Below are 16,477 nucleotides of genomic sequence, written 5' to 3'. Positions count from 1 at the left end.
TCAAGTTTAATTCCCACAGCTCGCTCCAGCCTGTTCCAGCCCTGAAATATAGGTGTCATAAGGCGTTCCAGTGTTTTGCCCGTTAACGGATGCGTTGCCATCCCTTTCCTTACAAACTTGAAAATCTGAAGTTTCAGCTGAAGTGCAAGTGGTACAACTAATACCATCATCTTTTTTACAGGAAAAAATTGAAAGGCTACAAAATATGGCGATAAGGATAGAAATTTTCTTCATCAAAAAAGTTTTTATAAGAACGGCTTTGTTGTGAAATTATTTTTTGGATTTTCCTTCGTTTTCTGTTCGTGTTGCATTTACAACATCTTCAAAATCCATTGGTTTTCCTAGATACACCAAACTGCTGCCTTCATCTATTTCAAGCTCGGTGGGTGCTGTAATTAGATCCAAAAATCCGTTGGGGCGTTTCATAAACAGCGGAATAGCGTTTTCGTTTTCACTAATAATATTCAGAACCCGCAAAAATTGGTTATGGCTTCCAACGGGAATTTCCTGTATTGAAGGAAAATCCTGGGCTACTTCAGTAAATCGAGTATAATCGTGCGTGTATGAAAATAATTCTTTGGCTGAAAGGTTTTGTCGCTGCCTCATTTCTTCTGAAGTCATCAATCTAAAAGTTCCGTTTTCACCAAAAAACTTCCCAAAACGGCTGATAGCCTGTTTATTAATCTCGTCATTGCCAGTCATTGCCAGCAAATAGCCCACATCGTTCAGTTCTATATTATCCGTCAAATCGTCTGCATAAATGTTTGAACTGAATGCTTCCAATCCTAACTCTTTTGCTTTGTTGATGTTTAGTTGATTGGAATCTACCAAAACCACATGTCGTTTGTTTTTCTGCAAATAGGTTGCTATTAATCTTGAAACTTTTGAAGCACCCACAAAAAGAATTCCCTCAGATTTCTTTAAAAACACACCAACCAAGGATGCTACAAGTCTTGCCGTTGTTGCGTTTAAAAGCACAGTTACCAAAACAACCGCAAAAACTAAAGGTGTGATGTATTCTGCGCCCACTTCGCCTTTTAAAACCAATTTAGTTCCAAAAAGTGAAGAAATACCTGCAGCAACGATCCCGCGTGGACCCACCCAGCTTATAAATAATTTTTCATTTGTTTTTAGAGAAGAGCCTATCGTGCTGAGAAAGACGGATAGCGGCCTGAGAACAAAAATCACTATTGCGAGTAGGATAGCAGTTTTCCAGTTATAAACCAGCAGCAGGTCATCAACGCTTATATTTGCAGAAAGCAGAATAAAAAGGATTGATATAAGCAAGACGCTCAGAGATTCCTTGAAATAAAGTAATTCCTTCAAGCTTGGCAGATCGCTATTTCCTAAAAACATTCCCATAACTACAACAGCCAAAAGTCCAGACTCGTGCGCAAAAAGATCGCTAATGACAAAGACCGCCAAAACCAATGACAGCGAAACAACATTAGATAGGTAGTGCGGAATAAACCTCTTTTTAATGGAAATGTATAGTGCGTATCCCGCAGAAACTCCAAAAGAGAAACCTATCAAAACAATTTTTCCAAAGTCTAGCAAAGCTTGTTTTGTATAACCAGAGTCTCCTTCAACACTTATAAACTCATAGACTAATACTGCTACCAAAGCACCTATTGGGTCAATCAAAATTCCTTCCCATTTCAATACTGCGGAAACATCTTTCTTAAGGGGAATATTTCTTAAAATTGGAGTAATTACGGTAGGTCCAGTAACAATTATTAGAGCTGAAAAAAGAAAAGAAATGCGCCAATTTAGACCAAAAACATAATGAGCCGCAACACCCGCACCAATAAATGTAATAGCAGCTCCAATACTTATTAGCTTGCCAATAACAGGCCCAACTTTTGAAATCTCGCCGCGTTTTAAGGTAAGTCCGCCTTCAAAAAGAATAATTCCCACCGCAAGAGATACAAAATAGAAAAGATTTTCGCCGGGAAAAAGGCCTTTTTCACCATTCCAAATAGGCTGGAGCCATTGGCTTCCGTCCTCAGAGAGAAAAGTTGAAAGAGGGCCAACCAATAAACCAATCAAAATTAAAGGTAAAATAGCAGGTATCTTAAATTTCCAAGCAACCCATTGGGCTAAAATTCCTAAAATAATAATTCCTGCAAGTTCTACCATTCAAATGTGTTTTCGGTAAATTAAAGATTTTTCGATTCTATCAAATATTAATGAATTGTTAAAAATAGTATAATTAATTTACACTTCGGTCTTCGGTATGTAACGCTTTTGTTAATTTGCGACTCATTTCTTCTGATTATGAATTTATTCCCTATTGAAGCTGGAAATTTTAAACTTGATGGCGGCGCCATGTTTGGCGTTGTGCCCAAAACGCTATGGTCCAAAACCAATCCTGCAGACGAAAACAATATGATAGATATTGCGGCCAGATGCCTTCTTATTGAAAATGGCAATAGGCTTACTTTGATTGATACCGGAATGGGGAACAAGCAAAGTGAAAAGTTTTTTGGCTATTATTATCGTTGGGGTGATTATAATATTGACGATTCCTTGAAAAAATACGGGTTTCATCGCGATGATATTACAGATGTTTTTATGACGCATCTACACTTTGACCATTGTGGTGGAAGTGTCCAGTGGAACAAAGACCGAACAGGATATGAGCCAGCCTTTAAAAACGCAACTTATTGGAGCAATAAAGACCATTGGCAGTGGGCAACTAAGCCAAACCGCAGGGAACAAGCTTCCTTTTTAAAAGAAAACATTTTGCCAATGCAGGAAAGCGGACAGCTTAAATTCGTGGCAAAACCTAATTCAGATTTTGCGGAAGCTAATGAGCTTGACTTCGGAATTCTTTTTGTTGATGGACACACAGACAAACAAATGATTCCTCATATAAATTACAAAGGAAAAACCTTGGTTTTTATGGCAGATCTGTTGCCAACGGCAGGCCATTTACCACTCCCTTTTGTGATGGGTTATGATACACGACCACTTTTAACTCTTCCCGAAAAGGAAAAATTTCTTAATACTGCCGCGGAAAATAACTTTTACCTTTTTCTTGAACACGACGCACACAACCCTATAATAAATGTTCAAAATACTGATAAAGGTGTTCGCCTTAACGAAACCTTATCACTCAAAGAATTTTTTAATTAATACTTTTTTTAAATAATGAAAATTTTAAAAATTTCCCTTTTTGCAGTTGCAATATCAGCTGTTATGTCAAGTTGCGGCAGTGGCGCAGCAATTGTTGCCACCCCAATACAAAATATTGATACCAATCCTTTAAAAACTGCACCTCTTGATGATGCACAACTAAAACATTGGCCTGCAATGGACTTGGTGAAAGATACCGTTCCGGGAATGAGCGTGGACAAAGCCTACAGCGATATAATCAAAAAACGTAAAGGCGAAACAGTTATAGTTGGTGTAATTGACAGCGGAGTAGATATTGATCATGAGGATCTTAAAAATGTGATCTGGACCAATCCCGGTGAGATTGCCGGAAATGGCATTGACGATGACAAAAATGGTTTTGTGGACGATATTCACGGATGGAATTTTCTTGGAGACATCGTTGGCGAAAACATGGAATATGTTCGCATTATCAGAAAATTGAAACCAAAATATGAAGGAAAAAGTGAATCTTCTATCAGTGCTGCAGATAGAAAAGAATTCGCTCTTTATAAAAAAGCTGTAGCGGAATACGAAAAAGAATCTTCTGAAATTACCACAAACAAAGCTCGTTATGAGCAGATTATTTCACAGTTGAAGCCAACACATGAAGCAATGGCTAAAAAACTTGGAAAAACGAATTATACAAAAGAAGATCTTGCAGCAATAAAAAATCCTTCATCCCAAGAAAAACAACAAATTGCAATGCTTAACCAAATGCTGAATTTCGCTGATTCAGTTCCTGAAGTTCTTGAAGAACTAGAGAGTGGCATGAAATATTTCAATGGAAGATTGGACAACAATTTTAATATGACGGAAGATTTCCGTGGCATTTTAGGGGATAACCCAGATGATATTACAGACAATGTTTATGGCGATAACAATGTTGCAGGACCAGACCCAACTAGAGAAAATGTGAAGCACGGAACACATGTTTCTGGAATTATTGCCGCACAACGCAACAATGGAATTGGAATGGACGGTGTTGCAAACAATGTTAAGATTTTGGTAGTCCGCGCTGTGCCGGACGGAGATGAATATGATAAAGACATTGCTTTGGCAATTCGCTATGCTGTTGATAATGGCGCGAAAGTACTGAACACCAGTTTCGGAAAGTACTATTCTCCTCATGCTGATTGGGTTTATGAAGCCATTAAATATGCTGCTTCAAAAGATGTTTTAATTGTAAATGCCGCTGGAAACGACGGATTGGATTTAGACACCGTAAATATTTATCCGAACGATCAATTTGATAATGGCTCTGAAATGGCAGATTCTTTTTTAACTGTTGGAGCACTTAATTTTAAATACGGAGGTGAACTAGTTGCAAACTTTTCAAATTATGGAAAAACCAATGTTGACGTTTTTGCACCGGGTGTAAAAATTTGGTCAACAACACCATTAAATACTTATGAGTTTTTACAGGGAACTTCAATGGCGGCGCCTGAAGTTGCTGGTGTTGCCGCAATGATTCGTTCTTATTATCCAAATCTTTCAGCAAAACAAGTAAAGCAAATTTTAATGGATAGCGGCCTATCAACAAACACAAAAGTTGTTCTGGGCGATGACGCTTCCAATACAGAATCATTTTCAAACATTTCAAAGTCTGGTAAAATGGTCAATATGTATAATGCCTTGATTATGGCAGATAAAATGTCTAAATAATGAAGCATATTTTAAACGGATTTTTTCTAACAGCAATATTCTTTTCGGCATTTTCACAGAATAACAATAGCTATTGGCAACAGGAAGTTGATTATAAAATGAACGTTCAAATGGACGTGAAAAATTTTCAATATAAAGGAACGCAGGAGTTGAAATACACAAACAATTCCCCCGACACTTTAAACAAGGTTTTTTATCATCTTTACTTCAACGCTTTTCAGCCAGGAAGCGAAATGGATGTGCGTTCACGCACTATTACAGATCCCGATAGCCGTGTAATGGATAGAATTTCAAAATTATCACCATCGGAAATTGGATACATCAAACCAACAGTGTTCATGCAAGACAATACCACCGCTAAGTACACAATTAAAGGTACTGTGATGGAAGTAATACTGAACAAGCCTATTTTACCCGGTGAAAGCACGGTATTTAATATGGAATGGGATGCGCAAGTTCCTTTACAGATTCGCCGTTCAGGACGCAATAGTTCTGAAGGCGTTGCCCTAACAATGACTCAATGGTACCCCAAACTTGCTGAATATGATTTTGAAGGTTGGCACGCCGATCCATATATTGCACGCGAATTTCATGGTGTATGGGGCAACTTTGATGTTACCATAACTATAGATGAGGCTTATACCATTGGCGGAACAGGCTATCTACAAAATCCAGCGGCTGTTGGTCACGGCTACACTGTTCCTGGGCAAAAACCTATGCATCCCGTAAAAGGAAAATACACTTGGCACTTTTTGGCACCAGACGTTCATGATTTTGCTTGGGCTGCAGATAATGAATATGTTCACGATACATATCCCGGTCCTAATGGAGTTACACTTCATTTTTTTTATAAAAATAATCCTGAAATCGCTGAAAACTGGAAAAAACTTCAACCAAAAACCGCTGAATTGATGGAGTTCTTTAATGAGCAAATAGGAGAATATCCTTATGAACAATATTCGGTTATACAAGGTGGCGATGGCGGAATGGAATATGCCATGAGCACTATGATAACTGGCGAACGAGAACTTGGAAGCTTAGTTGGGGTAACCGCACATGAGCTGGCACATTCTTGGTTTCAATTTGTTTTGGCTACCAATGAAAGCAAACACGAATGGATGGACGAAGGTTTTACCTCATACATTTCAGACGAGGCAATGAATTTTGTTATGAATGAAAACAAGCCAAATCCACATTCTGGTTCTTACAGAAGTTATTTTTTCATGGCAACAAGTGGAGCAGAGCAACCGCTTACTACTCACGCAGACAGATATGCAAGCAACCGTTCTTATGGAATAAATGCCTATAGTAAAGGCTCTGTATTCTTAACACAGTTGGGATATGTTATCGGGCCAGAAAACCTATCAAAAACTTTAAAGCGCTATTATTCAGATTTCAAATTTAAACACCCAACACCAAATGACTTTATTCGAACGGCGGAAAAAGTTTCTGGGTTTGAATTGGATTGGTATTTAACAGATTGGGCCCAAACCACAAACACAATCGATTATGGAATAAAAGCTGTAGAAAGTAAAGGTGAAAACACAAAAGTAACTTTAGAAAGAATCAGCTTGATGCCAATGCCCATAGACCTTTACGTTACTTACGAAGACGATACCCAAGAGTTATTTTACATTCCACTACGAATGGCGTGGGGCGAAAAACCAAACCCATTTACTGACTTAAAACGCACTGTTTTGGAAGATTGGGCATGGGCTTACCCAACTTATACTTTTGAAATTAAAAACGGAAAAAAAGTGAAAAATATGATGATTGATGCCACGCGAAGAATGGCAGACATCAATCAAGAAAATAACATTTACGAAAAACAATAATTTTTACTTTCCTTTTTTCAAAGAGACCTCGCGAGGGTTAATTCCTGCGGGGTCTTTTTATATATTTACATTGTGAACCAAAAGTTTCCCAAAAACCAAAAACTAAAAAGCTCAAAAACAATAGAAAATTTGTTTTTGGAAGGAAAGACTCATTCCAAATTTCCTATAAAACTTTTTTTCCTTCCAAAGGAAAACCTTGAAACAAATCTCGCTGCTTTTGCGGTTCCAAAGCGAAATTTTAAATCTGCCGTAGATAGAAACCGAGTTAAAAGACAACTTCGCGAAGCCTATCGCCTTAATAAAGAATTACTTGATGAAATTCACGGCAAGAAATTTGTGATGCTATTTCTTTTTTTAGGAAAAGTCAAACCGCAGTATGCCGAAGTTGAAAAAGCAATGGTAAAGCTGCTTAAAAAATTACGCGATGAAAATAGTTAGCGCCTTACTTTTATTGTTTGTTTTGGGATGTTCAAACGGAAGTTCCAACAAAAATTACGAAAGAGATTCCTCAATGGCAGGCATGGATGTGGCCGAAGAAACTATTGTTGCCAATCAAATGTCAGCAGAGCTAATTCCTGTTGAACAGGAACAAAAAATCATCAAAACCGCTCGTTTGGCTTTTGAAACCAAAGATATGGAAGCAACCCACAAAAAAATACTTCAGCTTGCTTCACAATACAAAGGCCTGGTACAAAGCGACAATAGCGGGAAAGACTACAACCGTATTTATAAAAACTTAACTGTTCGTATCCCGACAGAAAATTTTCAGCCGTTTATTGACGGAATTTCCGAAGGCGTGGATTATTTTGACCAGCGCGACATTTCCAGACAAGATGTTTCCGAGGAATTCGTGGATTTGGAAGCTCGTTTAAAGGCAAAACGCGTACTCGAAGAGCGCTATCTTGAGTTGTTGAAAAAAGCAAATAAGGTAGAGGAAATGCTACAAATAGAACGCGAACTTTCCAACATTCGCGAGGAAATTGAGGCAAAACAAGGGCGTTTGCAGTATCTTCAAAGTCAGGTCTCAATGAGCACCATAAACATTGAGTTCTATAAAACCACTGCGGAAACAGGAATTACCCAATCCTACGGTCAAAAGATGAAAAACGCCTTTCAGGGTGGCTGGAATGGCATTTCAGTGTTTTTCTTAGGTGTTCTGTACCTTTGGCCTTTATTCCTCATCACATTAATTATAATTTTTGTTCTTCGTATATTTCTGAAGAATAGAAAGAAAAAGCATTAAAATTTCAGAAAATGAAAAAGAGAATCCTAATTCCCATCATCGCCATAGGTATATTTTTTACCACGGTAAGTTTCAAAAGTGATTTCTTCGAAATTGCAAAACAGATTGAAATTTTTACCACACTTTTCAAGGAATTGAACATGAATTATGTGGACGAAGTAACGCCGGCAACACTTATGGACAAAGCCATAAAAGGAATGTTGGAAGATTTAGACCCATATACCGTTTACTGGAACGAACAGCAAGTAGAGGATGCTAAAATCAACAATTCAGGCATTTACACAGGCATTGGCGCAACCGCTCAAAACAGAAAGGATAAGATTATTATAGTTGAGCCTTACAAAGATTATCCTGCAGACAAGGCCGGATTGAAAGCTGGGGACGAAATTATAAAAATTGGGAGCGTTAATATTGCTGATTTGCAAGACGATGCCGGCGAATTATTAAAAGGCGCGCCCGGCTCTACAGTTGATGTAACCTATAAAAGACAGGGGAAAACCGCCACCGCAACCATTACCCGAGGTGCGGTAGAACTTAAAGCAGTTCCATTTTTTAAATTGATAAATAATGATATTGGCTACATCGTACTTTCACAATTCAACAGAAAAACCACAATCGAAACAAAAGCTGCATTGGTTGATTTAAAGTCGCAGGGAGCTAAAAAAATAATTTTGGATCTGCGTGGAAATCCTGGTGGATTGCTGGATGAAGCCATAAATGTGGTTAACCTATTTGTAGATAAAGGTGAAGTTATTACAACTACAAAATCGGTAATCGAAAAGTACAACCAAACTTATAAAACCAAATACGAGCCTGTGGACAAAGAGATTCCGCTGGTCGTTTTGGTTAATGGACGAAGCGCTTCCGCGAGCGAAATTGTTTCCGGAGGTTTGCAGGATTTAGATCGTGCCGTGATTGTTGGCGCACGCAGTTTTGGAAAAGGACTGGTTCAACGTCCAAAAAAATTGACTTACGGAACGCAATTGAAAGTTACTATTTCGCGCTATTACACACCAAGCGGCCGTTGCATACAAGCTTTGGATTATTGGCACCGTGACGAAAATGGCGATCCCGTTCGTAAAGATTCAAAAGAATACAATGAATTTAAAACCAAAGGCGGAAGAACGGTTTACGATGGTGGTGGGATTCTTCCCGATGTTGAGTTGGAATCGGCTGTTTTCAGCCCAATTACAACGGCTTTATTAAAAGACAACGCCATTTTTGACTACGCCACAAAATATTATTACAGTCACCAAATGACGGATTCAAAAAACTTTAAATTCGGGGAAGCTGATTTTCAGGATTTTCTAAAGTTTTTGAAGGATAATAATTTTGAATACGAAACAGAGACCGAAAAGAAGTTTGCAGAAGGTTTAAAAATGTCTGAAGACGATGATTTAAATAAAGATATCACTGCGGGATATGCACAGCTTATGAAAGCTATTGATGCGGCAAAAGACAAGGCTATCGTTGAGAAAAAAGTGGAAATAGAATCGTTGTTGACCGATGAAATTTTAAAGCGCTATTTCTACCGCGAGGGTTTGTACAATTACCAAATAGAGCACAATCCCGAGATTTTGGAGGCAGTTGCTGTTTTAAATGATGCTGGGCGGTATGCGAAGATTTTGAAGTAATGATCCGATTACAAGGTATTAACTGAATGGGACTAATGGTAAATTTTATTATATGTATTTATCACAACCTAATTGAGAATGTATTACAAATTTAGAGACTTTAAAAATTATAAATATTTACTTGATTTAATCTTATATCAAAGATTATATTCTTCTAGTTTTAAAAATCTTAATGATAACTTTGAAGGACAATTCTTTTCAGAAATACATAACAAAAGGCTTCGTTTAAATCCATTAAAAGAAAAACATATAAGTATATGCTCATTTAGCAGCGTATACAAAAATCATTTAATGTGGTCACATTATGCTGATGGACATAGAGGGTTGGTCATAGGGTTTCATATTCTGGAGGACAATTTTAAAATTCATAAAGTAAATTATAATGGATTAACTATAATTGAAGATTTGCCTATTAAATTTGAAGATAAAAAGGATGTTTTTTTAAATAAAATTGGTGATTGGAATTATGAAAACGAGTTTAGAATAATAACTGACAATCAATGCTATATTAACATAGAGATAAAAGAAATTATTCTTGGTTCAGAAGTTTCAGATTTGAATAAAGATTTAATAACTAAATTAATAAGGTATGTAAATCCAAAAATTGAAGTTAGAACTTATTATGATTAAACTATAATGCATTCCTTCTTATCCTTCTTCGAAACAATGCCCGTTTGGATGAAAGTCGGTTGGGTGTTTTTTGTCCTTACAATTTTCTGGATTTTTGAAGGCTATTACAAACTCGTTTTTACCAAATACAACAAATGGCGGCACGCAAAAACAAACTTGATTTTGCTGGCTTTTGTGATGCTGATAAACGTGGTTTTCGGGATTGCGACCGTTGGTATTTTTCTGTGGCTAAGCGATTCAAGCTTTGGGCTGCTGCAACTTTTTGATGGGCCTGTTTGGTTGGAATTGCTGCTTTCCATCATGGTTTTGGATTTGATTGCCCAGTATTTTGTGCATTATCTGCTCCACAAAGTAAAGTGGATGTGGAGGCTGCACACCGTACACCACAGTGATAAAAATGTGGACGTGACCACAGGCACGCGCCACCATCCTTTCGACTTTATTATTCGGGAAACTTTTGCTTTGATAGCCGTTGTAATTATGGGAATGCCGATTGCTTTTTATCTTTTTTATAGAATTTTAAGTGTGCTTTTTACCTATTTCACACACGCCAATATTTCGCTTCCGAAGCAATTGGACAAAGCGCTGAGCTACATTATCGTTACTCCGAATATGCATAAATTTCACCATCATTTTCAAATGCCTTGGACGGACAGTAATTTTGGAAATATGCTTTCAATTTGGGATCGATTGTTTGGCACGTTTGTCTACGGAAAAACTTCGGAAATTAAATACGGTTTGGACATTGCTGACCATCGCGATGATGAAAATATTTTACAACAATTACGGCTTCCTTTCGATAAATCCATTCATTATAAAAAATGACTTTAACACTATCACAGTTTAGTTAACATAAAGTTAACCGCCTGTTTATCAATGGTGTTGTATCTTAGCGTTTATGGTACAATCAGAAAGAGACGAAAACAAGGAGATTCTAAAAGAATCTGTGGCCTATTTAGAGAACCGGGGTTTTGAACACATTCAGGCCGATGTGGAAGGTTATGAAACTCCAAAATCCTATCACAAAAAAGATAGCGATGTGGTAATTACTCCAGACATAGTAGCAGATCGCGCGGGAATTAAACATTATTTTGAAATCAGTCTAAAATCTGAGAAACCGCGATTGCTAAAATCCAAATGGCAGTTTTTGGATACGTTGACCCGCATGCGGAACCAGCGTTTCAAAATAATTACACGCCGCGGGCATTATAAGTTTACGGATGAAATGCTGAAAGACCTTAATTTGGAAAAAAACCTCATTAAGCTCTAACCATCGCGATGTGCGGAATGCCATCTTCCAAGTAGCGATCGCCATAGGTTTTAAAACCGTGGCTTTCATAAAAAATAACCAAATACACTTGAGCCGATATCTTTATTTTATCGGCTTTATAGTTTGTTTTAATCGCATTTATAGAAGCTTTGGTAATCTCGTGGCCGTAACCCAATTTTCGGTAATTTTCGCGCACTAAAACCCTTCCTATGGACGCTTCGTCAAAATAATCGCCTGCTTTAAAGCAGCGGGTGTATGCTACCAATTTACCGTCTTCCCAACCTAAAATATGAAGGGCGCGTTCATCCTTTCCATCAATATCTTGATAAACGCAATCCTGTTCCACTACAAAAACCTCGCTTCGCAGTTGCAAAAGCTCATAAAGCTCCTTTGTGCTCAGTTCCTCAAAATTCTTTACTTCAATTTCCATAGCTTCTTTTTAAAAAATCAATCCTGTACAATAATATCTTTTGGGTCGTCCTTTTGATGTTCGGGCTGGATGGTTACGTGGTTTATTCCGAAATCGTGAAAAAGTACTTCTTCAATTTTCGTGAGTACAGCGTCAAATTGTGAAAGTGTAACGTCTTTGTGAAAATCTACATGCGCTTCCAAATGGGTTTCCTGCTCATTAAGTTGCCAAATGTGCATATGATGAATATTTTTTACCTCTGGAATTTTACATACCGCATCGTGAATCACTTCTAAACTTATATCGTCCGGTGTAAAAAGCATCAACACTTTAAAAGAGCTTTTCAATAAGCCAAAACCCATTACTATTAAATACAGCGCAATAAGTAAAGTAAGTAGGCTGTCCACCCAAAACCATTCAAAATATTTCATCAACAAACCACCAACCAAAACAGCGACGGACGCTGCCATATCAGTCAACAAATGTAAATAGGCAGAGCGCATATTCATATTGCTTTTTGAATCTTTAAAAAGAAGCAAAACACTGAACCCATTGAAAACAATTCCTAAAATAGCCAGCCAAATAACCAATCCGCTTTCAATGGTATGCGGATCCATAAAGCGAAGGATTGCTTCATAAATAAGATAAACTGCAACGATAATTAAGGTAGCGGAATTCACGAAAGCAGCAATAATTTCTGCACGTTTGTAACCGAAAGTTTTGGTAACCGAAGCGTCTTTTTTTGAATATCTGTCCGCAATGTAACTAACAATTAAAGAAAGTACATCGCTGAAATTGTGAAGCGCGTCGGATAGCAGGGATAAACTTCCAGAAATCAAGCCACCAATTACTTGCGCAACGGTGATTCCAATATTTAAAAGAATGGAAAGCAACAGTTTTCTTCCTTTCAAATCTGGGTGGGAATGCCCATGCGAATCGTTTTGGGAATGTGCGTGGTTATGCGCCATTTTATTGGATTATGAACAGGCTATTTTTTCAACGCGGTTTTGGTGACGGCCGCCTTCAAATTCTGTTTTTAGAAAAGTTTTTACCATTTCAACTGCTTGTGGTTTGCTAGTAAAACGTGCGGGAATGCTTAAAATATTGGCATCGTTGTGTTGACGCGCCAATTCGGTAATTTCTTTAGTCCAGCAAAGTGCGGAACGCACTTTTTGATGTTTATTTGCGGTCATATTTGCTCCGTTTCCACTTCCGCAGATTATGATTCCTAAATCTACATTTCCGTTTTCAACATCTGCCGCAACGGGATGTACAAAATCTGGATAATCAACGCTTGCTTCAGAGTCAGTTCCATGGTTAATAACCGTATGACCTTCTTTTTCAAGAAAGGAAATAATTTCAAATTTATATTCTGTACCTGCGTGGTCGTTGCCGATGGAGATTTTCATAACTATATTTTTTTCAAAGATAAAACATCGGCTTTTTATTTAAGTAGAAATAGAATTTTAATTATGCCAAGGTTTCTGTTCAATAATAATTGATTTTCAATTGATAACGATTTCTTAACGATGCCTTTATAGTTTGGTTAACAACATTGTTGATATTTGTTTGCGGAATTACGACAAGTAAAATTGCAAGTGTAAAGAATATTTACAATAGGTTTTAAATTTGCAGAACACCAAAAATTTAAGTCATTTTTTGCTTGCTATTTGTGAGCACAATTTCTTCCCTTTCAAACAAAAATTTTAGAAAAACTTATCAGTTATAGGTTGTGAAATTATGTTGTTCACAGTTGTTCATTATTCATGCTATTACATTATTTGAAAGGCATTTAAATCATAAATATATGTTAATAACCTATTATTAAAAAGCAATAAATTGATTTCAAAACAAAACTTCAAAAAGTTATTGTACATATTAACATCCTATAATAATCACCATTTTTTATTTTAAAATTTCAAAAAAAAGAAATGATGTATAAATAGATGTTGATAACAATAAAAAAAGGAAATAGGAGCCAAGATTATAGAGCCAAGACTTTTAAAATTTAATTTGAATAATAGTTTTGTCTTGAATCTTGGTTCTTATGTCTTGATTCAACTTTTTAAACTATTTTCAAATTAGATGGATGATCCAGATTTTTAATGATTTCTTCCGCTTCCTCGATGTCTTCAATATGAACTTTAAGCTGAATACCGCCAAAAGCGTTGGAATAAAAAGGAAAAACGCTAATCATCGTTTCATTTTGAAAAAAATAACGTATTTCCTCTTGATCAAACAAAAGCTGAAGCACTGCATATTCCGCAGGATATTGAAAAATAGCAATTGTTTTAAAGTGCTTCATTTTAGACTTTTATAAAAATTCAGTGAGCTTTCCTAAGGTACTAAATCTTTCCTAATGTAAACACGTCATTCTTTGAGAAGTAGTACTTTTACGCTAATTACAAAAACAACTATGCCAAAACACAAAAGAAAAAAGAAAAACAATAAAATTGAAAATCTTTCCCAAACTATTTTAAACATTCTTCGGAAAGATCATTCACAAGCTTTCAACTACAAACAAATTGCCGCAAAACTACAACTGGACGACCCCAGCAGTAGAAATCAAATAGTAAAAAAACTAAAGGATCTGCAAGGAAAAGGGACGATTCAGGAAATTGAGCGCGGCAAATATATACTTACCCCTTCACAAAATTATTACACCGGAAAAGTAGATATAGCGGGCCGTGGCCAAGGTTATATTATCGTTGAGGATTTAGAGGATGATATTTATGTGAAAAGCAAAAACCTAAACAAAGCCTTAAACGGCGATATTGTTGAAGTGTATGTTTTTAAGCGTAAAAAAGGCGGAAAGACCGAAGGTGAAGTAACAAAGATTATAGAAAGAAAACGAACCGAATTCGTCGGTACCATTCAAGTGCAGGAAAATTTCGCCTTTGTGGACATTACCGATTATAAAATGTACACAGATATTTTTGTTCCGAAGAATAAAATAAACGGTGCAAAAAATGGTGAAAAAGTATTGGTAGCAATGGAAGATTGGCCAGAAAAAGCTGATTCTCCGTTTGGAAGCGTTATTAAAGTTCTCGGAATGCCCGGCGAACATAATACTGAAATTCACTCCATTTTGGCTCAATACGGACTTCCGTATGAATTTCCACAGGAAGTAGAGGATTTTGCCAATAAAATTGATACTTCAATAAAAGCTTCGGAAATTAAAAAACGCCGCGATATGCGCGATGTTTTGACTTTTACGATAGATCCAAAAGATGCAAAAGATTTTGATGATGCGCTTTCCTTTGAAAAATTGGAGAATGGAAATTACGAAATAGGAATCCATATTGCAGACGTTTCACATTATGTAACTCCAGGAAATGAGTTGGACGATGAGGCTTACGAGCGCGCAACCTCAGTCTATTTGGTAGATAGAGTAGTGCCGATGCTTCCGGAAATTCTTTCAAACAACGCCTGTTCCCTTCGGCCAAATGAAGAAAAATATACTTTTTCTGCAGTTTTTGAAATGAACCAAAAAGCTGAAGTTGTAAAACAGTGGTTCGGAAGAACGGTAACTTACAGTGATGCCCGTTTTGCTTATGAAGAAGCGCAGCATGTTATTGAAAATCCTGATGCAGAAACACATACAATTCCCTCAAAAATTTCAATAACGGATAAGGAATATACGGTTAAACCAGAAATAGCAGCCGCAATTCTGGAAATGGACCGTTTGGCAAAAACTTTGCGAACAAAACGTATGCGTGCCGGAGCTATTTCTTTCGATAAAGTGGAAGTGAAATTCATTCTCGACGAACAAAACAATCCCGAAGGAGTTTATTTCAAGGAAAGTAAAGATGCGAACAAACTGATTGAGGAATTTATGCTTTTAGCAAACAGAAGCGTTGCCGAATTTATAGGAAAACAGGAGCCTAAAAAGACATTTGTCTATCGTGTTCACGACGAACCGGATGATGAAAAGATTGCAGCTTTGGAAAATATAATCAAGCGTTTCGGTTATAAACTGAACACCAAAGACCGCCATTCAACAGCCCAGTCAATGAACAAACTTTTAAAGGATGTTCACGGAAAAAAAGAGCAGAATTTGATTGATACGCTTGCTATTAGAAGTATGAGCAAAGCAATGTACACAACCCATAACATTGGCCATTACGGATTGGCTTTCGATTATTATACACACTTTACTTCACCTATTCGTCGGTACCCGGATGTAATGGTTCACAGACTTCTTCAGCATTATTTAGACAATGGAAAATCTGCAAAAGAAGAAGAATATGAAGAAAAATGCGGGCACAGCAGCGACATGGAAAATCTTGCCACAAATGCAGAGCGCGACAGCATCAAGTATATGCAGGTGAAATATATGCAGGATCACAAAGACGAAGATTTTTTGGGTGTAATTTCTGGAGTAACCGAATGGGGAATTTATGTAGAAATTATGTCGAATAAATGTGAAGGGATGGTCCGTTTGCAAGATTTGAATGATGACCGTTACGAATTTGATAGGGAAGAATATGCAGTGATCGGACAACGTACAAAAAACGTTTACCAACTGGGCGATGAAGTTTATGTAAAAGTAAAAAATGCAGATTTAGTTAAAAAACACTTAGATTTTACAATGCTTGGTCATAGAAATGATTATAAAAACTAAAACTTTTACAG

The 16,477-nt window shown here is 36.9% G+C and carries 16 protein-coding genes; 10 read left to right on the top strand and 6 right to left on the bottom strand.

The annotated features are described in order from the left end of the window. Positions 1-6 precede the first annotated feature (6 nt). Both Q2U82_RS05065 and Q2U82_RS05060 read right to left on the bottom strand, forming a co-directional pair. Positions 7-234, bottom strand: coding sequence for a hypothetical protein (locus Q2U82_RS05065; RefSeq protein WP_410006619.1), 228 nt, complete (start codon positions 232-234; stop codon positions 7-9). A gap of 36 nt (positions 235-270) precedes the next feature. After that, positions 271-2,139 carry a cation:proton antiporter gene (locus Q2U82_RS05060; RefSeq protein ID WP_410006618.1) on the bottom strand — a complete coding sequence of 623 codons (1,869 nt, stop codon included), beginning with the start codon at positions 2,137-2,139 and terminating at the stop codon, positions 271-273. A gap of 138 nt (positions 2,140-2,277) precedes the next feature. Here Q2U82_RS05060 and Q2U82_RS05055 point away from each other — a divergent pair, with 138 nt between their 5' ends. From Q2U82_RS05055 to Q2U82_RS05015, 9 genes are all read left to right on the top strand, one after another. After that, positions 2,278-3,138 carry an MBL fold metallo-hydrolase gene (locus Q2U82_RS05055; RefSeq protein WP_410006617.1) on the top strand — a complete coding sequence of 287 codons (861 nt, stop codon included), beginning with the start codon at positions 2,278-2,280 and terminating at the stop codon, positions 3,136-3,138. Positions 3,139-3,153: 15 nt separating this feature from the next. Beyond that, positions 3,154-4,821 (top strand): S8 family peptidase, encoded by a 1,668-nt coding sequence (locus Q2U82_RS05050; RefSeq protein ID WP_410006616.1) that lies wholly within the window; start codon positions 3,154-3,156, stop codon positions 4,819-4,821. Next, positions 4,821-6,656 (top strand): M1 family metallopeptidase, encoded by a 1,836-nt coding sequence (locus tag Q2U82_RS05045; protein ID WP_410006615.1) that lies wholly within the window; start codon positions 4,821-4,823, stop codon positions 6,654-6,656. Before Q2U82_RS05050 ends, Q2U82_RS05045 begins: the two co-directional genes overlap by 1 nt. A 72-nt stretch (positions 6,657-6,728) precedes the next feature. After that, entirely contained in the window at positions 6,729-7,094 is a 366-nt protein-coding gene (gene rnpA / locus Q2U82_RS05040; protein ID WP_410006614.1) for a ribonuclease P protein component, read from the top strand. After that, positions 7,081-7,899 (top strand): DUF4349 domain-containing protein, encoded by an 819-nt coding sequence (locus Q2U82_RS05035; RefSeq protein ID WP_410006613.1) that lies wholly within the window; start codon positions 7,081-7,083, stop codon positions 7,897-7,899. The genes rnpA and Q2U82_RS05035 overlap by 14 nt, the downstream gene beginning before the upstream one ends. 11 nt (positions 7,900-7,910) lie before the next feature. Then, positions 7,911-9,533, top strand: coding sequence for a S41 family peptidase (locus Q2U82_RS05030; RefSeq protein ID WP_410006612.1), 1,623 nt, complete (start codon positions 7,911-7,913; stop codon positions 9,531-9,533). Between the two features lie 78 nt (positions 9,534-9,611). Then, positions 9,612-10,163, top strand: a complete 552-nt coding sequence (locus Q2U82_RS05025) for a DUF2971 domain-containing protein (protein WP_410006611.1) — start codon at positions 9,612-9,614, stop codon at positions 10,161-10,163. A gap of 6 nt (positions 10,164-10,169) precedes the next feature. Then, the gene (locus Q2U82_RS05020; RefSeq protein ID WP_410006610.1) at positions 10,170-10,988 is read left to right on the top strand and encodes a sterol desaturase family protein; all 819 of its coding nucleotides are present in this window, start codon (positions 10,170-10,172) and stop codon (positions 10,986-10,988) included. Positions 10,989-11,061: 73 nt separating this feature from the next. Then, positions 11,062-11,433 carry a hypothetical protein gene (locus tag Q2U82_RS05015; protein WP_068762074.1) on the top strand — a complete coding sequence of 124 codons (372 nt, stop codon included), beginning with the start codon at positions 11,062-11,064 and terminating at the stop codon, positions 11,431-11,433. Here Q2U82_RS05015 and Q2U82_RS05010 read toward each other — a convergent pair. From Q2U82_RS05010 to Q2U82_RS04995, 4 genes are all read right to left on the bottom strand, one after another. Further along, positions 11,423-11,863 carry a GNAT family N-acetyltransferase gene (locus Q2U82_RS05010; protein ID WP_410006609.1) on the bottom strand — a complete coding sequence of 147 codons (441 nt, stop codon included), beginning with the start codon at positions 11,861-11,863 and terminating at the stop codon, positions 11,423-11,425. The genes Q2U82_RS05015 and Q2U82_RS05010 overlap by 11 nt on opposite strands. A 17-nt stretch (positions 11,864-11,880) precedes the next feature. Continuing rightward, the gene (locus Q2U82_RS05005) at positions 11,881-12,810 is read right to left on the bottom strand and encodes a cation diffusion facilitator family transporter (RefSeq protein WP_410006608.1); all 930 of its coding nucleotides are present in this window, start codon (positions 12,808-12,810) and stop codon (positions 11,881-11,883) included. A gap of 9 nt (positions 12,811-12,819) precedes the next feature. Beyond that, on the bottom strand, positions 12,820-13,251 hold the full coding sequence (gene rpiB / locus Q2U82_RS05000; protein WP_068762077.1) for a ribose 5-phosphate isomerase B: 432 nt from the start codon (positions 13,249-13,251) through the stop codon (positions 12,820-12,822). Between the two features lie 656 nt (positions 13,252-13,907). Continuing rightward, a complete protein-coding gene (locus Q2U82_RS04995; RefSeq protein ID WP_410006607.1) occupies positions 13,908-14,147 on the bottom strand; it encodes a DUF2007 domain-containing protein in 240 nt (79 codons plus the stop codon). Between the two features lie 111 nt (positions 14,148-14,258). Here Q2U82_RS04995 and rnr point away from each other — a divergent pair, with 111 nt between their 5' ends. Beyond that, a complete protein-coding gene (rnr, locus tag Q2U82_RS04990) occupies positions 14,259-16,466 on the top strand; it encodes a ribonuclease R (RefSeq protein WP_410006606.1) in 2,208 nt (735 codons plus the stop codon). Positions 16,467-16,477: the final 11 nt, after the last annotated feature.

The organism is Aequorivita nionensis, assembly GCF_046352995.1.
Classification (GTDB): domain Bacteria; phylum Bacteroidota; class Bacteroidia; order Flavobacteriales; family Flavobacteriaceae; genus Aequorivita; species Aequorivita nionensis.
The sequence above is the reverse complement of the archived record's forward strand: the minus strand, read 5'-3'. Positions and strand labels throughout refer to the sequence as shown.

Coding starts and splice junctions, on each gene's coding strand:
- Q2U82_RS05005 (WP_410006608.1), bottom strand. CDS start 12,810: ATGGCGCATAACCACGCACATTCCCAAAACGATTCGCATGGGCATTCC.
- Q2U82_RS05045 (WP_410006615.1), top strand. CDS start 4,821: ATGAAGCATATTTTAAACGGATTTTTTCTAACAGCAATATTCTTTTCG.
- Q2U82_RS05035 (WP_410006613.1), top strand. CDS start 7,081: ATGAAAATAGTTAGCGCCTTACTTTTATTGTTTGTTTTGGGATGTTCA.
- Q2U82_RS05065 (WP_410006619.1), bottom strand. CDS start 234: ATGAAGAAAATTTCTATCCTTATCGCCATATTTTGTAGCCTTTCAATT.
- Q2U82_RS05030 (WP_410006612.1), top strand. CDS start 7,911: ATGAAAAAGAGAATCCTAATTCCCATCATCGCCATAGGTATATTTTTT.
- Q2U82_RS04995 (WP_410006607.1), bottom strand. CDS start 14,147: ATGAAGCACTTTAAAACAATTGCTATTTTTCAATATCCTGCGGAATAT.
- Q2U82_RS05025 (WP_410006611.1), top strand. CDS start 9,612: ATGTATTACAAATTTAGAGACTTTAAAAATTATAAATATTTACTTGAT.
- Q2U82_RS05010 (WP_410006609.1), bottom strand. CDS start 11,863: ATGGAAATTGAAGTAAAGAATTTTGAGGAACTGAGCACAAAGGAGCTT.
- Q2U82_RS05060 (WP_410006618.1), bottom strand. CDS start 2,139: ATGGTAGAACTTGCAGGAATTATTATTTTAGGAATTTTAGCCCAATGG.
- Q2U82_RS05050 (WP_410006616.1), top strand. CDS start 3,154: ATGAAAATTTTAAAAATTTCCCTTTTTGCAGTTGCAATATCAGCTGTT.
- Q2U82_RS05055 (WP_410006617.1), top strand. CDS start 2,278: ATGAATTTATTCCCTATTGAAGCTGGAAATTTTAAACTTGATGGCGGC.
- Q2U82_RS05015 (WP_068762074.1), top strand. CDS start 11,062: ATGGTACAATCAGAAAGAGACGAAAACAAGGAGATTCTAAAAGAATCT.
- rpiB (WP_068762077.1), bottom strand. CDS start 13,251: ATGAAAATCTCCATCGGCAACGACCACGCAGGTACAGAATATAAATTT.
- Q2U82_RS05020 (WP_410006610.1), top strand. CDS start 10,170: ATGCATTCCTTCTTATCCTTCTTCGAAACAATGCCCGTTTGGATGAAA.
- rnr (WP_410006606.1), top strand. CDS start 14,259: ATGCCAAAACACAAAAGAAAAAAGAAAAACAATAAAATTGAAAATCTT.